14 protein-coding genes are annotated in these 21,509 nt (G+C 72.2%); 7 read left to right on the top strand and 7 right to left on the bottom strand.

What is annotated here, in order from left to right; genetic code table 11:
* Positions 1-1,321 (top strand): hypothetical protein (locus AC1DY2_RS02285; RefSeq protein WP_476760932.1); only part of this gene is annotated, 1,321 nt, incomplete at its 5' end.
* On the top strand, positions 1,318-3,990 hold the full coding sequence (locus AC1DY2_RS02280) for a DUF4062 domain-containing protein (protein ID WP_476760931.1): 2,673 nt from the start codon (positions 1,318-1,320) through the stop codon (positions 3,988-3,990). The genes AC1DY2_RS02285 and AC1DY2_RS02280, both read left to right, overlap by 4 nt.
* Before the next feature lie 84 nt (positions 3,991-4,074).
* Here AC1DY2_RS02280 and AC1DY2_RS02275 read toward each other — a convergent pair whose 3' ends face one another.
* On the bottom strand, positions 4,075-5,664 hold the full coding sequence (locus AC1DY2_RS02275; RefSeq protein WP_476760930.1) for a glycoside hydrolase family 68 protein: 1,590 nt from the start codon (positions 5,662-5,664) through the stop codon (positions 4,075-4,077).
* A gap of 720 nt (positions 5,665-6,384) precedes the next feature.
* Between AC1DY2_RS02275 and AC1DY2_RS02270 the strand changes: the two genes are divergently transcribed.
* Entirely contained in the window at positions 6,385-8,046 is a 1,662-nt protein-coding gene (locus AC1DY2_RS02270; protein ID WP_476760929.1) for a glycoside hydrolase family 32 protein, read from the top strand.
* 31 nt (positions 8,047-8,077) lie between these two features.
* Here the strand turns inward: AC1DY2_RS02270 and AC1DY2_RS02265 are convergent, their stop codons facing one another.
* The gene (locus tag AC1DY2_RS02265; protein WP_476760928.1) at positions 8,078-9,187 is read right to left on the bottom strand and encodes a LacI family DNA-binding transcriptional regulator; all 1,110 of its coding nucleotides are present in this window, start codon (positions 9,185-9,187) and stop codon (positions 8,078-8,080) included.
* Between the two features lie 82 nt (positions 9,188-9,269).
* Here AC1DY2_RS02265 and AC1DY2_RS02260 point away from each other — a divergent pair, with 82 nt between their 5' ends.
* Positions 9,270-10,397, top strand: coding sequence for a DUF998 domain-containing protein (locus tag AC1DY2_RS02260; RefSeq protein ID WP_476760927.1), 1,128 nt, complete (start codon positions 9,270-9,272; stop codon positions 10,395-10,397).
* Between the two features lie 44 nt (positions 10,398-10,441).
* Here the strand turns inward: AC1DY2_RS02260 and AC1DY2_RS02255 are convergent, their stop codons facing one another.
* On the bottom strand, positions 10,442-11,806 hold the full coding sequence (locus tag AC1DY2_RS02255; protein ID WP_476760926.1) for a threonine/serine exporter family protein: 1,365 nt from the start codon (positions 11,804-11,806) through the stop codon (positions 10,442-10,444).
* Positions 11,807-11,814: 8 nt separating this feature from the next.
* Entirely contained in the window at positions 11,815-13,374 is a 1,560-nt protein-coding gene (locus AC1DY2_RS02250) for an SLC13 family permease (RefSeq protein ID WP_476760925.1), read from the bottom strand.
* 126 nt (positions 13,375-13,500) lie between these two features.
* On the opposite strand from AC1DY2_RS02250, the gene AC1DY2_RS02245 reads away from it, so the two are divergent.
* Positions 13,501-15,213: an MFS transporter gene (locus AC1DY2_RS02245; protein ID WP_476760924.1), complete on the top strand. Its 1,713-nt coding sequence runs from the start codon at positions 13,501-13,503 to the stop codon at positions 15,211-15,213.
* Positions 15,210-16,727, top strand: a complete 1,518-nt coding sequence (locus AC1DY2_RS02240; RefSeq protein WP_476760923.1) for a leucyl aminopeptidase — start codon at positions 15,210-15,212, stop codon at positions 16,725-16,727. Before AC1DY2_RS02245 ends, AC1DY2_RS02240 begins: the two co-directional genes overlap by 4 nt.
* Positions 16,728-16,854: 127 nt before the next feature.
* Here AC1DY2_RS02240 and AC1DY2_RS02235 read toward each other — a convergent pair whose 3' ends face one another.
* From AC1DY2_RS02235 to AC1DY2_RS02225, 3 genes are all read right to left on the bottom strand, one after another.
* Complete coding sequence (locus AC1DY2_RS02235) at positions 16,855-19,854, bottom strand: helix-turn-helix transcriptional regulator (protein WP_476760922.1); 3,000 nt, start codon at positions 19,852-19,854, stop codon at positions 16,855-16,857.
* A 95-nt stretch (positions 19,855-19,949) separates the two neighbouring features.
* Positions 19,950-20,138 carry a hypothetical protein gene (locus AC1DY2_RS02230; RefSeq protein WP_476760921.1) on the bottom strand — a complete coding sequence of 63 codons (189 nt, stop codon included), beginning with the start codon at positions 20,136-20,138 and terminating at the stop codon, positions 19,950-19,952.
* A 270-nt stretch (positions 20,139-20,408) separates the two neighbouring features.
* Complete coding sequence (locus AC1DY2_RS02225) at positions 20,409-21,074, bottom strand: pyridoxamine 5'-phosphate oxidase family protein (protein ID WP_476760933.1); 666 nt, start codon at positions 21,072-21,074, stop codon at positions 20,409-20,411.
* A 90-nt stretch (positions 21,075-21,164) separates the two neighbouring features.
* On the opposite strand from AC1DY2_RS02225, the gene AC1DY2_RS02220 reads away from it, so the two are divergent.
* Positions 21,165-21,509 (top strand): GntR family transcriptional regulator (locus AC1DY2_RS02220; RefSeq protein ID WP_476760920.1); only part of this gene is annotated, 345 nt, incomplete at its 3' end.

Raw genomic sequence — 21,509 nt, 5'->3', positions numbered from 1 at the left:
GCTGGGCGACGACGCCCACGCGCTGTTCGAGCGGCTGGGCGTCTTCGCGGGCGACTTCAGCCTCGACGCCGTCGAGGCCGTCACGGCCGGCGCACCCTGGGCCGCCGACCTGCTCGGCACCCTCCTCGACCTGGTCGACGGCAGCCTCCTGCGGCAGCACGACGACCATGGCCTGTCGCTCTTCTCCATGCTCGTGCCGGTGCGGGAGGTCGCCGCCGCCAGGTTCGCCGACGATCCCGCGGCCGATGCGGTGCGCCGCGCACACGGCGAGTTCTACGTGCGCCTCGCCTCGGCGACCGAACTGGTGCTTCGCGGCGAGACGCAGCCGGCCGCCCTGGACCGGCTCGAGTCGGAGCGCGACGACATCCGGGCCGGCTACCGCCACCTCATCGCGATCGGCGAGGTCGACGTCGTGGCGGACGCGGTCTGGCGGCTGTTCCTGTACTGGTGGATCCGGGGCCTGCTCCACGAGGTGAAGGCCTGGATGGAGATCGTCCTCGGATCCGGTCGGCCGCTGTCTCCACGCACCCGCGCGGTCGCGCTCGCGTTCTCGTCGATGGTCGCGCTCTTCCAGCCCGATGCGAAGATCACGACCGAGCCGGTGGAGGAGGCCGTCGCGCTCTTCCGCACGATCGGAGACGAGTTCAGCGAAGGCCTCGCCCTCTCGATCGCGTCGCTGTCGTTCATGTCGGTCACCCCCGCCGACCTCGACCGCGCCGAGGCCCGGCAGCGTTCGGCGCTCGAGCTGGAACCGGTGCGACGTGACGCGACCTTCCACTCGTTGTTCCTCTCGGGGCTCGGACGCATCCTTCTCCTCCGCGGTGACCTAGCCGGCGAGACGGACTGCTACGAGCGTGCTCGACGGATCGCCKAGCACGCGGCCGACCGGTTCGCCGAGGTCCTCGTCCTGACGCAGGTCGGCTGGGCTCGTCTCGCGGCGGGCGAATCGCAGCCCGAGCCGTTCGCGCGGGCGCTGGAGCTCTCGCTCCTCCTGCGGAACGACGACGGCGACGCCTATGCACTCGAGGGGCTCGCCGCATGCGCGGCCGCCTCGGGCGATCTCGAGCGCGCCGGCTTCCTCCTCGGTGCCGCCGACGCATTGCGGGCTCGCACGGGCATCAACGACCAGCGCTCGTACGTGACCTACCAGTCGTTCGTCGATGCCGTGCTCGCCACCGACCGTGCTGCCGAGTTCGAGGCGGYACGCGTCGTCGGTCGACGGATGCCGCGAAGCGCCGTGCTGGAGATCGCGCTCGCCCCCGGGGCGCTCTCCACCCCGAGCACCTCGGCCACGCTGCGCACGACGGACGTGCGGTCATGACCGCAGAGGCGTCGATCCGCACCCCCGACCAGCGGCTGCGGGTCTTCGTGAGCTCGACCCTGAAGGAACTCGAGCCGGAGCGGAGAGCGGCCCGGGCGGCGATCGAGCGGCTACGGCTGGCGCCGGTGATGTTCGAACTGGGCGCGCGACCGCACCCGCCCCGCGACCTCTACCGTGCGTACCTCGGCCAGAGCGACGTGTTCGTCGGTGTGTACTGGCAGCAGTACGGCTGGATCTCACCCGGCGAGGAGATCTCGGGCCTCGAGGACGAGTACCGGCTGACGCCCGGCGACATGCCGAAGCTCATCTACGTGAAGCGGGCTGCCGAGCGCGAGGAACGCCTGACCGAACTCCTCGACCGGATTCGGGATGACGGCACCGCCTCGTACACGCCGTTCTCGACGGCCGACGAGCTGGCGGAGTTGATCGAGTCCGACCTCGCCACCCTGCTCGCCGAGCGGTTCGACGCGTCGCGGGGTGCGGTCACCTCAGAAGCCGGGGCCGCGGGCGACGGGGCGCCTGCCGACGAGGCATCCGACGGCGCCCGGACCGCCGCGGCAGCGCCACCGACGGGGCGCATACCCGCCCCGTACACCGAGGCGGTGGGACGCGAGTTCGAGGTCACGGCCCTGCTCACCTGGCTCGCCGACGACGCGCAGCGGCTGATCACGCTCGTGGGTCCTGGCGGCATCGGCAAGAGCCGCCTCGCGATCGAGGTGGCGCGCCAGGCGGGGCCGCCGTTCGACCGGGTGACGTTCGTGACCCTCGAGCACGTGCGCGACCCGGCGGACGTGCTCCCGGCCATCGCCCGCGAACTCGGCGTGCGCGACTCCGGCGACGCCCCGCTGAGCGAGCAACTCGGCATCGCGCGGGCCGGACGGCGGGACCTGATCGTGCTCGACAACTTCGAGCAGGTGCTCGATGCCGCGCGCGACCTCGTGACGCTGCTCACCGACGTGCCCGGCGCGACGTTCCTCGTGACGAGTCGTGCGCGGCTCAGGGTGCGCGGCGAGCAGGTCTTCGACGTGGAGCCGCTCGCCCTGCCGCCCGACCTCGCCGATCCGGCCGATGACGGGACCGTCGACGAGATCCTCGCCGCCCCGGCGGTTCGCCTCTTCCGGGACCGTGCACGGGCGGCCGATCCCCGGTTCGAGGTGACGCCCGAGAACGCGGCGGATGTCGTCCACATCTGCCGCGCCCTCGAGGGCGTGCCCTTGGCGATCGAGCTCGCGTCGGCCCGCATCCGTGCCCTTACCCCGGCCGCCATGCGGGCGCGGCTGGATCGCGTGCTGCCGCTGCTCGTCACCGCCGCCCGCGACGTGCCGGAACGTCAGCGCACCATCGAGGCGACCGTCGAGTGGAGCATCGACCTGCTCAGCGACGAGGCCCGGGCGATGTTCGTGCGCCTCGGCGTGTTCGCCGGTGACTTCAGCCTCGACGCGGTGGAGGCGGTGACCGCCGGCGCCCCGTGGGCGACCGACCTGCTCGGCATATTGCTCGAGCTCGTCGACGGGAGCCTGCTGCGCCAGCACGGCGACGCCGACGTGCCGCTCTTCTCGATGCTGGTGCCGGTGCGGGAGATCGCAGGGGCCCGCTTCGATCGGGATCCGGATGCCGCCGCAGCGCGCCGCGCCCACGCCGACCACTACGCGGGCCTCGCAGCCCAGATGGAGCCGCTGCTGCGCGGTGCGACCCAGGTCGCGGCCCTCGACCGCTTGGAGGCGGAGCGCGACAACCTGCGCGCCGCCTTCCGGCACCTGATCGCGGTCGACGAGGTCGACGCGGTCGCGGACGCCGTGTGGCGGCTGCTGCTGTACTGGTGGATCCGCAGCTACCTCCCCGAGGCGAAGACATGGACGGAGGACCTCCTCGCGGCGGGACAACCACTCTCGACGCGCACTCGGGCCATCCTGCTCGCATTCCCCTCGTGGGTCTCGCTGTGGCAGACGGATGCGGAGATCAGCACGGAGAAGCTCGAGGAGAGTGTTCGACTCTTCCGGGAGATCGGCGACGAGTTCGGGGAGGGCCTGACGCTGACGGTGCTGTCGCTCGCCTACATGTCGGTGGAACCGCCCGACCTCGAGCTCGCCGAGGCCCGCCAGCGTGCGGCGCTCGACCTCGAAGACGGCCGAGATGCGAGCTTCGACGCGCTGTACCGGGGCGCGCTCGGGCGCATCCGACTGCAGCGCGGCGACCTGGCCGGAGCGATGACGCTGTTCGAGCAGTCGCTCGACGAGGCGGTGCGGGCGCAGGACATGTTCGTCGAGAGCATCGCGCTCACCCAGGTGGGATGGGCGCAGCTCGCCCTCGGCCAGGACGCGAGCGAGGCGTTCCTGCGCAACCTCGATCTCGCCGTGCGGCTGCGCAACGACAACGGGATCGCGTTCGCGCTCGAGGGTGTGAGCGCATCGGTGGCCACCACCGGCGACTTCGAGCGGGCCGGCACGCTGCTCGGCGCGGCCGACGCGCTGCGCGCACGCACCGGCCTCTCGGACCAGCGCTCGTACGTCACGTTCCAGCCGTTCGTGGACGCGGTGCTCGCCTCCGACGGTGCGGCGGCGTTCCTCGCGGGTCGCGGGCGAGGGCGACGGATGTCGCGGCGCGCCGTGCTCGAGTCGGCGCTGGGTTCCCGCACCGAGCGGACCGCCCCGACCACGGCCGGTTCGTAGCCGACGGCACACGGATGCCCCGGGGCGGTCGGCCCCGGGGCATCCGTCGATCTCGCGCTGATCGGGTGACCAGCGCAGCTCGGCCTACTTCAGCTTGCCGCCGGAGTTGACGTTCAGGTTCGCCGGGATGTCGGCCCAGCCGCCGAGCCCGCCGTTGCCGTAGGAGTAGTCGACGCTGGTGGTGTCGCCGTGGATGTCCATCTTCACGGTCGGGGCGAGGGTGCCGCCGCGCACGAAGTCGTCGTGCGTGCCGATCGTGTCGATGAACGACTGCACCAGGCCGCCGGGCATCACGTAGTGCGAGTACGCCTGGAAGTGGCCGGGGTGCTGGTTGTAGTCGGGGGCGAAGGGCTGGCCGCCGGCGAAGTTCAGGTTCGTCGGGTTGCCGAGCGCGAGGCCCGAGCCGCCGTTGAGCGGCTGGAAGTCGCTGCGGATGCCGTCGCCGACGAAGCCGTAGACGCCCTCGGGTCCGTCGATGCCGTTCGCGAACGTGCCGCGGTGGCTGATCGTGAACAGGTAGGACTTGCCGTCCTTGAACACGAACTGGGGACGCTCGGTCTGGTCGGTGACGCAGTTGGCCGAGAGGATCGGGGGCAGGAACTCCCATTCGGTGAGGTCGTCGTTCTTGGCCTTCGCGAGCCCGATGTTGCCGATCTGGTAGGTCGCGCCCGAGGCGTTCACCTGGTCGACGTCCTCGGCGTACGGGTCGCCCTCGCGGTAGCCGAGGTCCTCGGCGTCGCAGCTCGCGGACTCGCGCGGCATGGCCGAGTTGCCCTCGAACACCATGTAGGTCTCACCCGGGTGGGCCGGGTCCTCGAAGGTGAACGGGTCGCGGAAATTGAAGAACTCGTTCTGCTCGCCGTTCTGGTAGTAGGTGCCGTCGGCCTCGAGCAGGTCGGTCACGGAGTCGAAGCCCGTGAATCGCACGCCCTGCTTGTTGGCGTGCACCGTGCCCACGCTGAGCGCGATGTGCGGGTCGTACGGCTTGATGTTGTTGCCAGCGGCGTCACGGTAGAACGCGACATCCGTGAAGAACAGGTTGATCTTGCCGCCCTTGTCGATTCGGGCGGAGCCCGACCACTGGGTCTGGTGGCTGTACGACTGGTCGTCGAAGATCTTCCCGGTCACGCCCTCCTTGAAGACGAGGCCGCCGTAGGTCCAGCCGCCGTTCTCGGGGCGCTCATCGGCGGGAACGCCGGCGGGCCGGAAGAAGTAGCCGATCTTGGCGAAGACGTGCCGGTCGTCGAAGCCGAGGCTGCGGTCGGCCACGAGCGAGAAGATGATCTCCTGGCCGTTCACGCTGTACTGGTTGCCGTCCTTGTCGGTCAGCGGCCAGGTGTCCCACACCCAGACCTCGCCGTTCGACATGTCGGGGAAGTCCTGCGGCACGGTCGGCATGGTGAGTGCGGCCGGCATGGAGTTCTCACGCGAGGGCGCCTCGGGGTCCGAGAGCCGTGCGAGCTGCCGGGCGTCGGCGCGGGTCCACTTCGAGGTGAAGTCGGACTCGGGCGCGAACGCCTCCTGCGTGTGCGCCGTGGGCTCGGGGCCGGGCTGCAGGTCGTCGGGTGCCGCGACGGCCCCCGCCGTGCCGGTGAAGAGGGTGGCGAGCACGGCACCGGCCGTGATCATCCCTCCGATGAGTGGGCGCCTCGTGCGCCGGGTGGGTGTCGACATGTCTGTCGCCTTCCTGTTCCAGGGTGATGGGTGGTGGTGCCGCCGGGCGGCGGCGATGGCGGGCGGATGCCGCGTGCGGGCGTGCCACGGTCGCGCATCCGTCCGGTCCGAGCCGTCGGGCGTCAGCCGAACGGTCGGGAGTCGAGGTGCGACCGGGTGGCTCGCCTGAGCGCGCCAGGTCGGATGGCGTGACCGCGCCGGTCATGGGTGCGCGGTGCAGCGTGTGTCGTGTTCACGTTCTTCGCTTTCGTGATGACCGCCGGCTGGTGCCTGGCCGGTCGTCGAGAACGTGGCGTTCGTGCTTCCCCCGAACAGCAAGCTATGGGTCGGCTGACAACGTTGTCAAGTCCGCGTCGACCCCTTCATGAACGGTGCGTTCGCATGGAAATTCCCCGATCAGCAGGCTGACAGGGATGGTCGCGCTTCCACGGGACGGATCCACCCGCCAGAAATTGCAAATCGATTTGCAAACCCGTACCGTGGCCCCTGATTCCTCGAGTGGCGCTTGCGCTCCTCCCACCGAACACCGCTGCGAAGGCGCATCGCCGATCCGACCGGACCGCCCTCGCAGGCGCAGTGGCCGATCGTGCGATGCGCGAACCACGACGGAGGATCATGAACCGAACACCCCGTCCCGGCTCACCGCCGGGCGCGAAGACACCCGCGCCGCGAAGCGGCCCGGCACATCCGCGACCGTGGCGTCGTCGACCCCGCACCTGGGTGACCGCCACCACCGTGGCGATCGCCGCGGTCATCGCCGCGGTGCTGGCCGTCGTGCTCGTGCCCGGCCCGGGCAGTGCGCCGACGGCGTCCTCGAACGCGAAGCCCGAGGCATCCGACCGCCCCGACGGCGACCGCGACTTCACGCGGCCCGACGGCTGGTCGACCTATCGACCGGCCGTGCACCTCACGCCCGCCGAGCGGTGGATGAACGACCCGCAGCGCCCCTTCTGGCTCGACGGACGCTGGCACTACTACTACCTCTACAACGCCGACTACCCCGAGGGGAACGGCACCGAGTGGTACCACGCGACCTCGACCGACCTCGTGCACTGGCGCGAGGAGGGCGTCGCGATCGAGAAGTACGCGAACGGGCTCGGCGACATCGAGACCGGCAGCGCCGTGGTCGACACCGACGGCACCGCGGGCTTCGGCCGGGGCGCGGTCATCGCGATCATGACCCAGCAGGCCGACGGCGTGCAGCGGCAGTCGCTCTTCGTCTCGACCGACGGCGGCTTCCGATTCGAGCCGTTCGACGGCAATCCCGTGATGGACAATCCGGGCAGCGAGCACTGGCGGGATCCCAAGATCGTCTGGGACGACGAACGACGCGAGTGGCTGATGGTGCTCGCCGAGGGTCACAAGATCGGCTTCTACACGTCACCCGATCTCACGGACTGGACCTACCGCTCCGCCTTCGAGCGCGACGACCTCGGCATCCTCGAGTGCCCCGACCTGTTCCGGATGTCGCTCGACGGCGATCCGGCGAGGACCACCTGGGTGCTCGCGGCCGGCGTGAACGGCGCCGAGCACGGCAAGACCACGGGCACCGCGTACTGGACGGGCGCGTGGGACGGCGAACGGTTCACCACGGATGCCGCCGAGCCGGCGTGGCTCGACCACGGCGCCGACTTCTACGCCGCCGTCACGTGGGACGACCCGCGCCGGTCCGAGTCCGACCGCCTCGCGTCGCGCTACGCGGTCGGCTGGCTCAACAACTGGGCATACGCCGGCGACCTGCCGACCGAGGACTGGCACGGCGGTGCCGACTCGCTCGTGCGGGAGCTCGCGCTGCGGACCGTGGACGGACGGCCGACGCTGGTCTCGAGCCCGGTCGCGGGCCTCGAGTCGCTCGAGGGCGAGGCCCGGGAGCGCACCGGCCTGCGGGTGACGGATGCCGCGGCACCGCGTCCGGCCGCCGACCTCGACCCCGCCGACTCGGCCGAGCTCCCGCAGCCGCGGTCGGATGCCTACCGCCTGCGCGTCGAGGTCGCCCCCGATCCTGACGACCCGGCATCGGAGGTGCGGTTCCGGGTGAAGGAGGGCGACGGCTCGTTCGCCGCGGTCGGCGTCGACTTCGCCTCGGGGACGGCGTTCGTCGCGCGCGACGCGGATGCCGCCGCGGCCTCCATGCCCGACGCCTACCGCGCGGTGCGCTCGGCACCCGCCCCCCTGCGCGACGGCGTGGTGACCCTCGACGTGATCGTCGACGCGTCCTCGGTGGAGGTCTTCGTGAACGGCGGCGAGGCGACGCTCTCGAGCCTCGTGTTCGGGGCGCCCGGCGCGAACGGCCTCTCGGTCGAGTCCGTCGGCGGCACGACCGAGCTGCGCTCGCTGCGGCTGTCCCCGCTCGCGGTCGCACCCGTCGACCGGCACGGCTGAGCTGGGCGGACCTCTTTCGCCGCGGGGGTCTTCAGCTTGCGGCGGCCGGCGACGCGACCGAGCCGCGCTCGACGAGCTCGCACGCGAGCAGCACCGGCTCCGCGGCATCCGTCGCCGCATCGCCATCCCTGCCGTCGATGCCAGGGCTGCCGTCGATCCGGTCGAGCAGCGTCGTCATGCCCCAGCGCCCCATCTCGCGGTGCGGGAGCGCGATCGTCGTGAGCCCGGGCTCGAGCGCCGCCGCGACGATGTCGAGGTCGTCGACGCCCACGATCGAGCAGTCGCGCGGCACGTCGAGGCCGAGGGCGGACGCCGCCTGGTACACGCCCATGGCCATCTGGTCGTTGAAGCAGAACACGGCGGTGGGGCGCTCGGCGGCCGGGCGGTCGAGCAGCCGTCGACCCGCGAGCCGGCCGCCCGCGGCATCCGAGGCGGCCCGTTCGACGGCAGCGCCCGAGCCGTCCGGTCCCGCGAGCCCGGCGGCATCGAGCGCACCCCGGAACCCGGCCTCTCGGCCACGGCTCGCCGGTGCGTCATCCGTCGTCGTGGCGAAGCCGATGCGACGGTGCCCGGCAGCCACCAGGTGGGCCACCGCCGTCGCGGCGATCCCCTCCTCGTCGGGCGCGATCGCGGGCACGCGCCACCCGCCGGCGGGCACCCCGTCGACGAGCACAGCGGGCGTCGCCCCGAGCGCCGCGGGGCGCGCGACCTCCTGGTGCGACATCCGCGCCAGCACGATGCCGTCGACGCGGTGGTCGAGGAGCGCCCGCAGCTGCGCCTCCTCCAAGGCGGGATCGCCCTCGGAGTCGACGACCATCAGCACGACGTCGCGCTCGCGGGCCGCCTCCTGGGCGCCCTGCACGATGCGGCCGGCGAACGGCGTCGTGGCGATCCGGTCGCTCGCGAGCCCGATGACGCCCGTGCGCCGCATCCGCAGCCCACTCGCGAGCCGGTTCGGCGTGTAGCCCAGCTCGGCGGCCGCCCGCACGACCCGCTCGCGCGTCGCAGCGCTCACCGACCGGGTGCCGCTCAGCGCGTGCGACACGGTCGTCGGCGAGACGCCGGCGAGCGCGGCCACCGCGCGGATGCTCGGGCGCAGTGTCGCGGCATCCGCCCGCTCCTCCCCCGGTGCCGGCGCCATGGTCACCGAGCCTACGCGCGACTCGCCGAGACACGTGCTCGGGGACTGCCGCGAGCCGAAGCGCCGGGCGTACGATCCAGCCATGACCGCACACGCCGTAGTGGAGACGCCCGCCGAGGCGCCAGCCCCTCGCCGCCTCGCCGTGGAATCCGAGGCCCTGCTCGCCGGCGCCGTCGCCGCCGGGCTGACCGGCATCATCGCCGCCTTCCTGTTCGCCGGCGGCGTGTGGCCGCTCTGGGGCGGATTCTCCGTCGGGCTCGTCGCCGCTGTCGCGGTGCTGCTGGTGGGCATCGGCGCCGGTGCCGCGGGGTACTGGCGTTCGCGCAACCTGCCCGGCCAGGAGTGGCGGCACCGCCTGAAGCCGTGGAAGTTCTCGGTCGACGTCGGCACGGTCGCCGCGGTGCACGGCATCATCGGGTTCATCCTCACGATGGTCGTCTTCGTGATGCTGCAGCGCAGCTTCGAGGGCCTCGTCGTCGACGTGTGGACCTCGATCGGTGCGGTCGCCGTGGCCTCCGGGCTCGCGGCCTACTGGATCTACCTCTCGGTCTCGTCGATCACGACGCCGAAGCTCGCGATGCTGCTCATCGTGTTCATGGCGAGCGCGACCCTCGCGAGCATGGCGACCGCGCAGGACCCGCAATGGTGGGAGTACCACTTCAGCCAGCTGGGCACGGCCGACGACTTCTCGAGCTCGCTGTTCAACCTCGCGCTCATCATCGGCGGCGCGTTCGTCACGACGTTCGCGCTCTACGTCGACCGCGACCTGACGACCCTGGTGCAGCAGGGGGTGCTCGAACGCGCCTCGGCGCCCCGCTTGGTCTCGGTCGTGTTCATCTTCATGGGCGTACTCCTCGCCGGCGTCGGCCTCGTGCCGGTGAACGTGAGCACGCCGATCCACAACTTCTGCGCGGTCGGCATGTCGATCTCGTTCCTCGTGCTCCTCATCGGAGCGCCGTGGATCCTGCGCGGCATGCCGCGGCGGTTCTTCGTGTTCTGCTGGGGCGGCATCGTGCTGCTCCTCGCCTCAGCCGTGCTCTTCGAGCCGCTCGGCTACTACAACCTCACGGCGTTCGAGCTGGCCGCGTTCTCGATCATCTTCGGCTGGATCTCGGTGTTCATCCGGTTCGTCAGCGCCCTCACGGTCACCGGCGGGGCGGATGCCGCGGGCGCGGGCGGCCCCGCGGCATCCGGCGTCACCGGCGCCTGATCGGCTGATCGGCTGATCGGCCGGTCGCGTGATCGGCCGGTCGCTCAGAGCACCGGCCGCTCCATGCGGTTGGACACGACCGACCCGGCGAGCACACCCAGCGCGATCGCCACCATGGTCGACAGGGTCGCGACGATCGAGTTCAGCCCATTCGTGTCGCCCGTGAGCAGGTCGGTCACGCCGACGAGTCCGAGCGCTCCCGGCACGAGGAGCCAGAACGCCGGCATGAAGCTCACGAGCGCCGCGGGTCCTCGCGGCTGTTGCGCGACCAGGGCCGTGACCGGCACCACGACGAGCGCCCCGGCGAACGCCGAGAGCACCCCGCCGACGAGCGCGGCACCGAGCACCTGGGCGGCGTACGCCATGGCGAGCACGAGGAGCATCCACAGGATCGATCGGCGCGGCACGCACTGGTGCACGGCGATGCCGACCCCGAAGAGGACCACCGCGATCCAGGGCGCCGCAGGACCGAGCGCCTCGGGGTTCTCGGTGAAGTCGAAGTCGGGCACTCCGGCGATCGCTCCGGCCGTGACGATGCCGGCGGCCAGGAGCACCAGCTGCCAACCGCCCGCCGCGAGACGCCCTGCACCCGAGATCATCTGCCCCATCGAGAGTTCGAGCGCCGCGGTGGTCAGCAGCACGCCCGGCAGCAGCACCACCAGCGGCGCGATGAGCGCGGCCAGGATCCCGGAGCCCAGCCCCGCCCGCAGCAGCAGGAACACGGCGAGCGCGACGACGAACGCCATCCCGACGGTGAGCAGCGCCCCATATCCGCTGGGCAGGCGCTCGGCGACGAGCAGGACGGTGCCGACGATGACGCCGAGTCCGGCCGACAGGGCCACGCCGGTCCAGGACGATCCGAGCAGCACGGCGAGGGCGCCGCAGAGCACCACGTAGCCGATCACCCGCAGCACCCGGCCGTACGGCGGAGCCATCGCCCGGATGTCCCGAACGCGCCGGATCGTCGACTCGGGGTCGAGCACGCCCTTCCGTGCCGCGTCGACGGTGCGCTGCAGCTCGTCGACCTGCGCGAGCAGCAGGCGTCGCTCGCCGCTCGTGATCGCTCCGGTGCGATGATGGCCCTCGCCTCGCGCGGAGACGAGCAGGGCCGTCGGGAACACGAGCACCTGGCTCGACGGGAGCCCGTTGACCCTGGCGATGTCCTCGAGGGCGCGTCGCACGGTGGTGCCCGAGAAGCCGGCATCGATCATCGCGTCGCCGACCGCCTCCGTCGCTGCGAGCGTGGCGGCGGAGTCGGGCTCGCGGTCTGGCATCACCGGCATCGAGCCCGTCGTGACCGCCGACTCCGCGGTCGCTTCGACGCCGCGCCGCCGTCCGCGCAGCGCCACCAGGATGACGATGCCGGCGAGCAACACGGCACCGGCGACGAGGAGTGAGACGTCGACCATGATCCCCCTCAGAACGGCCAGACGAGCGGCACGTAGAACACGGCCACGAGCAGGAAGAGCAGCAGCAACGGGAGCCCGAGCTTCCAGTAGTCGCCGAACCGGTAGCCGCCCGGCTCGAGCACCATCGTGTTGGCCGGGGTGGCCACGGGTGTGAGGAACGACGCCGCACCCGACACCGTCAGCGCCATCATGAACGGCAGCACCGAGACGTCGAGGTCGGCCGCGAGCACCGCCGCGATCGGCACCATGATCAGCACGGTCGCCGTGTTCGAGATGAGCTGGCCGAGCACCATGGTGAGCACGCACAGCGCCGCGAGCGCGAGGTACGGCGACGCGTCGCCGATGACCCCGAGCAGGCCTCCGGCGATGACCTCGGCGGTGCCCGTCGTGATGAACGCCGTCGACAACGGGATCATCCCCGCGACGAGCACGACCGTGGTCCACGAGACGCTGCGGTAGGCCTGGGTCGGCGTCACCACTCGAGTGAGCACCAGGGCGGATGCCGCGGCGAGTCCGGCGATCGCCGCCGGAACGATGCCCGTGGCGAGCAGCACCACCATCGCGGCGAGGATCACGATCGCGCGCTTCGCGCCCACCCCGAGCGGCACCGAGCGCCGCACCCGAGCCGGATCGTCGACGACGAGCACGTCGGGCCCGGCCGTGTTGCGCTGCAGCTCCTCCCACCCGCCGCTGAGCAGCAGCGTGTCGCCCGCCCGCAGCGTCGTGTCGGTGCCGGTCAGGTCCTCGCCGCCGCGCTGCACGGCGAGCACGACGAGGTCGCCGCTCGGCGTCGCCATGCCCGCGAACAGGTGCAGGCCGATGAGCTCCGAGCGGGGCGCGACGACCACCTCGGTCACGCCGCGGCGCACGCCGATGAGCTCGGTGCCCTCCGGCAGCGCGTACTGCTCGCGCAGGGTCCGCGCGTGGGCGCTCACGTCCTGCGGGAGCGTCGTCGCCGCGCGCTCGGGCAGCAGCCGCCGGCCGAAGAGCGCCACGATCAGCAGCGTGCCGACGACGAGCGGGACGCCGACCAGCCCGAACTCGAAGAACCCGAACGGGCGAGCCCCGGCATCCGCTGCCGCCTCGCTCACGATGATGTTCACCGGCGTGCCCGTGAGCGCCAGCAGCGAGCCGGCGTGCGCCGAGAACGCGAGCGGCATGAGCATCTGCGACGGGGCGAGGCCCGCGCGTGTGGCGACCACGACGACCACGGGGATGAGCGCCGCGACCGCGCCGTTCACGCTGATCAGCGCCGTGACGCCCGCGACGAGGAGGCACACCACGAGCAGCAGCCGGGTGCGCTTCGTTCCCGCCCGCCCGATCACCCTGCGGCCGGCCCACGCCGTGACCCCCGTCGAATCGAGCGACTCGCTCACGATGAAGAGCGTCGCGATGAACACCACCGTGGGGTCGCCGAAGCCGGCGAGCGCCTGCCCGAGGTCGAGGATCCCGGTGAGCCAGAGCGCCACGGCCACGCCGATCGCGACGATGCCCAGCGGCACCCGGTTCGACATGAACGCCACGATGGCGAGCGCGAGGATGACCAGCGTGGTCGCCACGGGATCCATTCGCTCAGACTAGCCACCGGCTCGCTGGGAGGCCCTCAACCGATCGATGGCTACCTCCGCGCCGAGCTTCGGCGTTACTGTCGGATCAGGAGCCGGCACGGCCCGGCGGTGGACCTGGGGGGCAGCATGGCCGCGAGTACGACCGCGTCGACGAGTCGGGTACCGAGCTCGGACGCCGTGAAGGCATCGTGGCTGCCGCTCATCGTGGTGGTGCTCACCCAGATCCAGGCGTCGTTCGCGGTGAACGCGCTGACCGTGTCGATGGCCGGCATCACGACCGACCTCGACACGCCCGCCACCTCGGTCGGCACGGCGATCACCGCGGGCACGTTCGCGATGGCGGCGTTCATCCTGCTCGGCGCGAAGATCGGCTCGCGCTTCGGCAGCCGGGGCGTGTTCCAGATCGCCGTCGCGATCCACGGGCTGGCGATGCTCGGCGTGGCACTGAGCGTGAGCCCCGCGATGCTCTTCATCGCGCAGGCGTCGTCGGGTGCCGTGATCGCGCTCATCGCCCCCGCCCTCGTGGTCTTCATCGCGACGAACTACCACGGGCGGCAGCAGGCCAGGGCGATCGGATTCCTCGCCGCGGCCATTCCCGCGGCCGGAGTGCTCGCCCTCCTCCTCGCCGGCTGGTTCGCGACCACGATCGGCTGGCGCTGGTCGTTCGCGCTCATGGTCGCCCTCGCCGCGATCAACCTGCTGCTCAGCTTCCGCCTGAAGAGGGTCCCCGCCCAGCCCGGACTCACCATCGACTGGACGGGCGCGATCCTCGCCGCCATCGGCATCATCCTGCTCAGCTTCGGGTTCAGCGGGCTCTCCACGTGGGGCCTCTGGCTGGCCACGCCCCAGGCGCCCTTCGACGTGCTCGGACTGTCGCCCGCGCCGCTGCTCATCATCGCGGGGCTCATCGTCGGGCAGGCGTTCTTCGCCTGGCTCCGCCGTCGCGGGCGCGAGGACAAGCCGCGCATCTTCGACCTCCGGGTGCTCGCCACCGGCTCGGAGCGCGCCGTCACGGCGTGCATGGCGACGATGCTCTTCGTCGGCACCGCCGCGAATTTCCTCATCCCGCTCTACATCCAGGTGGTGCAGGGCCGGTCGAGCATCGAGACGTCGTTCTCGATCATCCCCTACACCCTGTCGATCTTCCTGGCCTCGACGTTCGTCGCCTACCTCTACGACCGGTACACCCCGCGCGTGCTCGCGACCGCCGGGTTCATCGTCGTGGCATCCGCGCTCACCCTGCTCGCCTTCACCGTGCGAGGCGAGTGGAGCCAAGGCTTCGTGGTCGCCGGGCTCATCCTGCTCGGCCTCGGGCAGGGCGCGATCGTCGCCCTCGTGTTCAACACGCTGCTCTCGGCGGCGCCCCGGCAACTCGCCGGCGACGTCGGCGCCTGGCGCGGGCTCGTGCACAACCTCTCGGGCAGCGTCGGCATCGCCGTCGCCAGCGCGTTCGCCGTGGGCATGCTCTCGGCACTGCTGCTCTCGGGCGCTCAGGAGCACCCCGAGATCTCCGACGAGCTCATCGCGCAGGTGAACATCAACGAGGCGAACTTCCTCACGAACGAGCAGCTCGCCGACGTGCTCGGCAGCCGTGCCAGCGGGCCCGAGCTCGACGCCGCGATCGCCGTGAACGCCCAGGCGCGGCTCGAGGCGCTGAAGATCTCGCTGCTCGGCCTCGCCGCGATCTCGCTGCTCGCGATCGTGCCCGCGACGCGCATGCCCGGCCGCCGCCGGGGCGACCTGCCCGAGAAGCTCGAACCCGACGATGACGACGACATCGACGACGTGGTCGACGACGAGTTCGAACCCGCCCTCGACGAGAAGGAGACCCACGCGTGACGCGCAATCCGGTCAAGCTCATCCCCGCCGACTTCTCGGCCACCGCGTCCCTCGATGCCGTGCCAGAGGTGGCCGTCGTCGCCGAGCTCGGCGAGCAGCACGTCGACRCCATCGGCGTGCTCGTGACGAGCGACGGCACGCTGCCCGAGGGCATCGACCTCGACCGCGAGGCGCAGTCCTTCGCCGGGTTCGACGCGAAGCCCGGCACCACGCTCGCGCTGCCGCATGCGAGCCGCCCGCTCATCGTGCTCGTCGGCGCGGGGCCGACGGGCGAGCTCGATCTCGCCGGCCTCCGCAACGCGGCGGCGGCCTTCGCTCGCGCCACCTCCCGGTTCGGCCGCATCGCGCTGCGCGTGCCGTCGATCGGCTCGGCGGATGCCGCGGACGCCGCTCAGGCGCTCGCGGAGGGCGCGATCCTCGCGCGCTACCGCTACCGCGAGCTGCAGCGGAAGCCCAAGGACACGCCGCTCGAGCGCCTCGAGCTGCTCCTCGACGGGGCCGACCGCGCCGCGGCATCCGCCGGCGCCGAGCGCGGCATCGTCACCGCCCGCGCCGCGAACATCTCCCGCGACCTCGCGAACACGCCACCCGGGCACCTCACCGCCACCGACGTCGCCGACGTCGCGGTGGCCCTCGGTGCCCGGTTCGGCTTCGCGGTCGAGGTGTTCGACCGCCAGCAGCTCATCGACCTCGGCTGCGGCGGTCTCCTCGGCGTGAACTCGGGCAGCGCGGAGGAGCCGCGCATGGTCAAGCTGCGCTACATGCCTCCTGGGAACTCGAGTGGACACCTCGGTCTCGTCGGCAAGGGCATCATGTACGACTCCGGCGGCATCAGCCTGAAGCCGTCCGACCCGATGCACCTGCTCATGAAGATGGACATGGGCGGTGCGGCATCCGTGCTCGCGGCGTTCACCGCGCTGCGCGCGCTCGACGCGACGGCGACCGTCACCGGCTGGCTGATGTGCACCGACAACATGCCGTCGGGCTCGGCCTACAAGCTCGGCGACGTGCTCACCGCGCGCGGCGGCACCACCGTCGAGGTGAAGAACACCGACGCCGAGGGCCGGCTCGTGATGATGGACGCGCTCGCGCTCGCGAACGAGGACGGCGTCGACGCGATCATCGACATCGCCACGCTCACCGGGGCGGCGCTCATGGCCCTCGGCCCGTCGCTCGCCGCCGTCATCGGCAATGACCCCACCACCATCGGACTCGTGAAGGCCGCGGCGGCCGCGGCCGACGAACCGGTGTGGGAACTGCCGCTCGAGCGCAAGTACCGCAAGCAGCTCGACTCCGACGTCGCCGACCTCTCGAATCTCGGCGGCCCCTACGCCGGCGCGACCACCGCGGCGCTGTTCCTCGCCGAGTTCGTGGGCGAGACGCCGTGGGCGCACCTCGACATCGCGGGCACCATGCAGTCGGATGCCGACGACTCCTGGCGCTCGAAGGGCGCCACCGGCTACGGCGCCCGCCTGCTCATCGACGTGGCGCGGCGCTTCCAGCCGGCGAAGTAGCGGGGCCGGTGCGCCACGCGTCGTCGGGCCGCGCCACCCGCCGAAGTGACGCAAATCGACGTTCCGAGGGCCAACGAAGGTCGATCTGCGTCATCTCGACAACGCCGAGAGAGCGGCGGCCGGCGGGTCAGCGCAGGGCGCCGGCGCGGTAGGCGGCCTCGGTGCGGGTGGCCGCCCCGAGCTTGCGCAGGATCGCCGAGACGTGCACGCTCGCCGTCTTGCCGCTGATGAAGAGCCGCTCGCCGATCTGGCGGTTGCTGAGGCCCTCGGCGATGAGCTCGAGCACCTGGCGTTCGCGCGCCGTGAGGTCGGCGGTGGCTCCGGCGTCGGCGTCGGATGCCCCTGAGCCCGCCACTCCCCCGGCGGCGACCACGAGCGCGGCTCCGCCGCCGACGCCGTCGAGCGCGAGGCCTGCGGCCGATGCCACGCGGAGCACCCGGTCGCGGACCGCGATCACGCCTCCGGACTCGGCCACGTCGAACGCCGCCTGCAGCGAGGCGCGCGCGGCGGCCCGGTCGGCGGCGGCGAGCTCCGCCTCCGCCTGCCGGAGCAGGGCGTAGGGCGCGAGGAATCCGGGAGCCAACGGCCCGGCGGTCTCGCTCACGGCGACCCGCCAGGCGCCGGTGTCGGTGCCGGGCACCCCGGCGCCGGCACCGTCGGATGCCTCGGCGAGCTCGGCCTCGAACAGGGCCGTCCAGACGGGGCTGTTCGGCCAGTACACGAGGCGGCCGAGCAGCGCCCGGAACTCTGGCACGGCGTCGATCGCCTCGGCGGCGATGGTCTCGCTCACGGCGTGCGGCCGCGTTCGAATGGCGGCGACCGTGCGCGCGGCGACCCAGAGGAACGGCAGCGCGTAGCCGGGCAGGGGCAGGTGCTCCTCGTGGAGGAGCGCCCGCGACTCGCGCCAGGCCGTGGTGAGGTCGTCGTTGGCGAGCGCCAGTTCGGCCGCGAGCCGGCCGACACCGAGTCGCGTCTGCATCTCGACCTCCATGACCGGGATCATCGAGGAGCGGGCACTTCGGTAGAGCGCGGTGGCACCCGCGGTATCGCCGCGCCAGAGCCACGCCCAGATGCGGGCACGCAGGAGGTAGGCCGTGAACGGCGTCGGCGGGTCGAGGGCCAGCGCGCGATCGATGAGCTCCTCGGCGCGGTTCCATTCGCCGAGAGCGAAGAGCGGGTCCACCGCATTGCCGGCGAGCAGCACGCCCGTGCTGCGCTCGATGCCGTCCTCGCGGGCACGGGCGAGGCCCTCCTCCGCGAGCCGCACCGCCTCGGCGTGATTGCCGATGAGGTAGTGCAGGTCGGAGGCGTTGACCCAGTATCGGAGGAGCGCACCGCCGTCACCCGCGGCGAGCTCCCGGGAGCTCTCGAGCAGCGCGATGCCCTCGTCGACCTCGCCGCGCGCCGCGCGACTGATGCCCACGATGTTCGTGGCGATCGAGCGATAGCGGTTCGAGTCGATCTGGGTGGCGACGTCGAGGGCGCGTTCGGCCATCTCGACGGCGTCGTCGAGCCGGCCGTCGATCATGAGCCGGCCCGACAGCGCCGTGAGCACGGTGGCGCGAAGGTCGCTCGGACCGGAGTCGCCGAGGGCCGCGAGCGCCTCTTCGAGGACGGGGATGGAACCGGGTCGGCCGACGTTGGCCAGGTAGAGCGCCTTGTCGCGCAGCAGCCGCGGATACTGGCGGTCGCCGGGCGGGCACTCGGCGAGGGCTGCCTTGACGAGCGCGAGGCCGCGTTCTCCCTCACCGGCGTTGCGCAGGTGCGAGGCGGTGCGGCCCATGAGCTCGAGCTTGCCCATGCCCGCGGCGGCCTCGGGGTCGGGCACGACGTCCCAGAGGCCGAGGGCCCGCTCACCGAGCTGCGCCGCCGTGGCGTACGCGGCCGCCGCGCGCGCCTCGCGCATGGCCTGGATGGTCGCCGGGAACGCGCGCCCGGCATCATTGGCCCCGAGCCAGTGGTAGGAGATCTCGGCGGCGAGTCGCCGCGTGCCCGCCGCGGCGGCGGCCTCGTGCGCCTCGGCGTAGCGGGCGTGGAACCTGGCGCGCTCGCCCGGGAGCAGGTCGGCCAGGATCGCCTCGCGCACGAGGGCGTGGCGGAACGCGTAGTCCTGTCCGTCGATGGTGAGGACCCCGCCCAGCACGCTCTCGCGGGCGGTGGCGTCGAGCTCGTCGGCGCTGCCGCGATACACGGCGGCGAGCAGCGAGTGCGAGACGCACACTCCGCCGATCGAGACGAGTCGCAGCAGCTCCTGCGCCGGTTCGGTCAACCGCTCGTAGCGCGCGAGCAAGAGTTCACGGAGGGTGTCGGGCACCTCGCCCTCGTCGCGGCATCCGTCGATGCCGACGAGCTCCTCGACGAAGAACGGCACGCCGTCGCTGCGGCGGAACACCGTGGCGAGCACCTGCTCGCTGACCGCCTCGTCGACGATGAGCGACCGGGCGAGCTTGCGCACCTGGGCGCGCGTGAGCCGGCTGAGCTCGCGGCGCTCGACCCACCGGTCGCGCTCGGCCTCGGAGAGGAACGCGCGCACCGGATGCCCCCTGGTGACGTCTTCGGTGCGGTAGCTCAGCACCGTGAGCACGCGGCTCGAACCGAGCGCCCGCATGAGGAAGCGGAGCAGCGTGAGGCTGGCCGCGTCGATCCAGTGCAGGTCTTCGATGACGAAGACGATCGGGCGCTCGCGGGAGAACGTCTCGAGGAGCACGGCGATGGCCTCGTGCAGCTGGCTGGTGGCGGCGCCGGCGGCAGGAGGGGCCGTCGGCGCCGCGGTCAGTGGGTCGGATGCCGCGAGCTCGGGCAGCAGCGCAACCAACGCCGCGCGACCCGGGCCGACGGCGTCGAGCACGCGGTCGGCGCCCTCCTCGGCGACGAGCGTGCGCAGCGCGCCCTTGACGGGCGAATAGGGCGAAGCGACGCTGCCGAGGTCGACGCACTGGCCGACGAGCAGGCGCACGTCGGAGGGCAGCCCGGCCTCGAACTCGCGCAGGAGACGGGTCTTGCCGATGCCCGCCTCGCCGCCGATGATGACCGTGAACGGCGCGCCGGCGCGCACCTCGTCGAGGCGCTCGTTGAGCCTCGCGAGGTCGGCGTCCCGGCCGATCATGGCCGGCGCTGACGTGGTCACCATCTCATGGTGCCACGTTCCACCGACACCGGCACCGGGCCGGGGAGCGCCGTCGAGCGGCGCCGGAACGCCCGCACCGACGACTGCCGCCACGCTCACCGCAGCGCGAGTCGGGGCGCGTGCAGTGCGCGGCGCGCCCGCCGACGGGCGACCGGCTCGGACGACGCCCCCGCGCCGTCCGAGCCGCGCTCCGCCGCGGCCATCCGCAGCTGGATCTCCTCCTCGGCACGCCGCACGTCGGCCTGGTGTGCGCCCAATGCGATGTAGTCAGCCGAGAGCTGCATGATTCCTCCTGATGTCGACCGACCCGTTCGATCGGATGCCTTCAGCGTGCTCGCTAAGGCGGTGGGGCCCCATCGGGCGATCGCCCTATTTCGCCGGGGCGCAGGTGGCCGGCCACCTCAGGACCGGCGCTCGACCGCCTCAGGCGGCGCGACGGGTGGGCATGCGGCGGTAGCCGTCACGGCGGAACTGCACGATCGAGGCCGTCGCCGCCGCAGCGGCGAACAGTCCGAGCACGATCAGGATCGCGAACATCTCGCACCTCCTCTCATTCAGCGAAGCGGGCGGCGATCGGCCGTCAGGGCGGCCACCGAGCCGGGCACCGGAGTGCCGACGGGCGTCAGCGCCGACGGCTCGGGAGTCCCCCAGGCGCGTCGAATCGGCACGACGCCGGCCCAGCCCGTGTGGTCCTCGCCATCATCGGGAGACTCGGATGCCCCGGCGGCGCGCACCTTCATGACCACGTCGTCGAGGGCGAGCCGCAGCACGCGGGTCGCGGCCCGCTCCTTCCTGGTGGTGGCGCGCACCTCGGCGGGACGGCCGGGCATGAGCCGCTCGGAGAGCGCCAGCAACGCGGCATCCGCTCGCTCGTCGTCGACGGGCTCGAGCACGCCGTAGACGACGGCGCTGCGATAGTTCATCGAGCTGTCGAACAGCGATCGGGCATAGACGAGGCCGTCGACGGAGGTCACCGCGAAGGCGACGGTGGAGCGCTCGCCTGCGGCGCGCAGTGCGAATCCGCCGCCCGTCGAGCCGTGCAGGAGCAGGTGGTCGCCGTCGCGGGCGAAGCCCATGGGCACGACCACGGGCGTGCCGTCGGCGACCGCGGCGAGGTGCCCGACCAGCTCCTGGTCGAGGAGTTCGAAGAGCGCGTCGCGGTCGATGGACTGGCGTTCGGGCATGCGGCGGATGCGGCGGGGCGAGGAGGTGTTCGTCATGGTCACGTTGCGAGTCTCGCCGCTAGACTGGTCGGCGACGCAGTCCAGTTCTCGCTGCATCGAGCAGACCAGTTTGGAGGCGATGGCGCCATGGACGGACCGATCCCGGTGATCGACCGCGACACCGGTCGCCCCATCGGCGTGCAGCTCGTCGAGGGGCTGCGCCGCCGCATCCTCGACGGCGTGCTGCGACCCGGCGACGCGGTGCCGTCGACGCGCGCGCTCGCGACCGAGCTCGCCGTGTCCCGCAGCGCGGTCGTGGCCGCCTACGAGCAGCTCGCCGGCGAGGGCTACCTCGACATGCGCCAGGGCGCGCCCACCCGGGTCGCCGCGCTCGTCCTCGCCGGGAACGAGAACGGGGCCGCGACCGCCGACGCCCCCGATCGCGTTGGCGGCGGCGCGCGCGCATCGAAGGGTCGCGAACTGCGGGTTCCG

Source organism: Agromyces sp. P1_H4 (assembly GCF_056405255.1).
The sequence above is the reverse complement of the archived record's forward strand: the minus strand, read 5'-3'. Positions and strand labels throughout refer to the sequence as shown.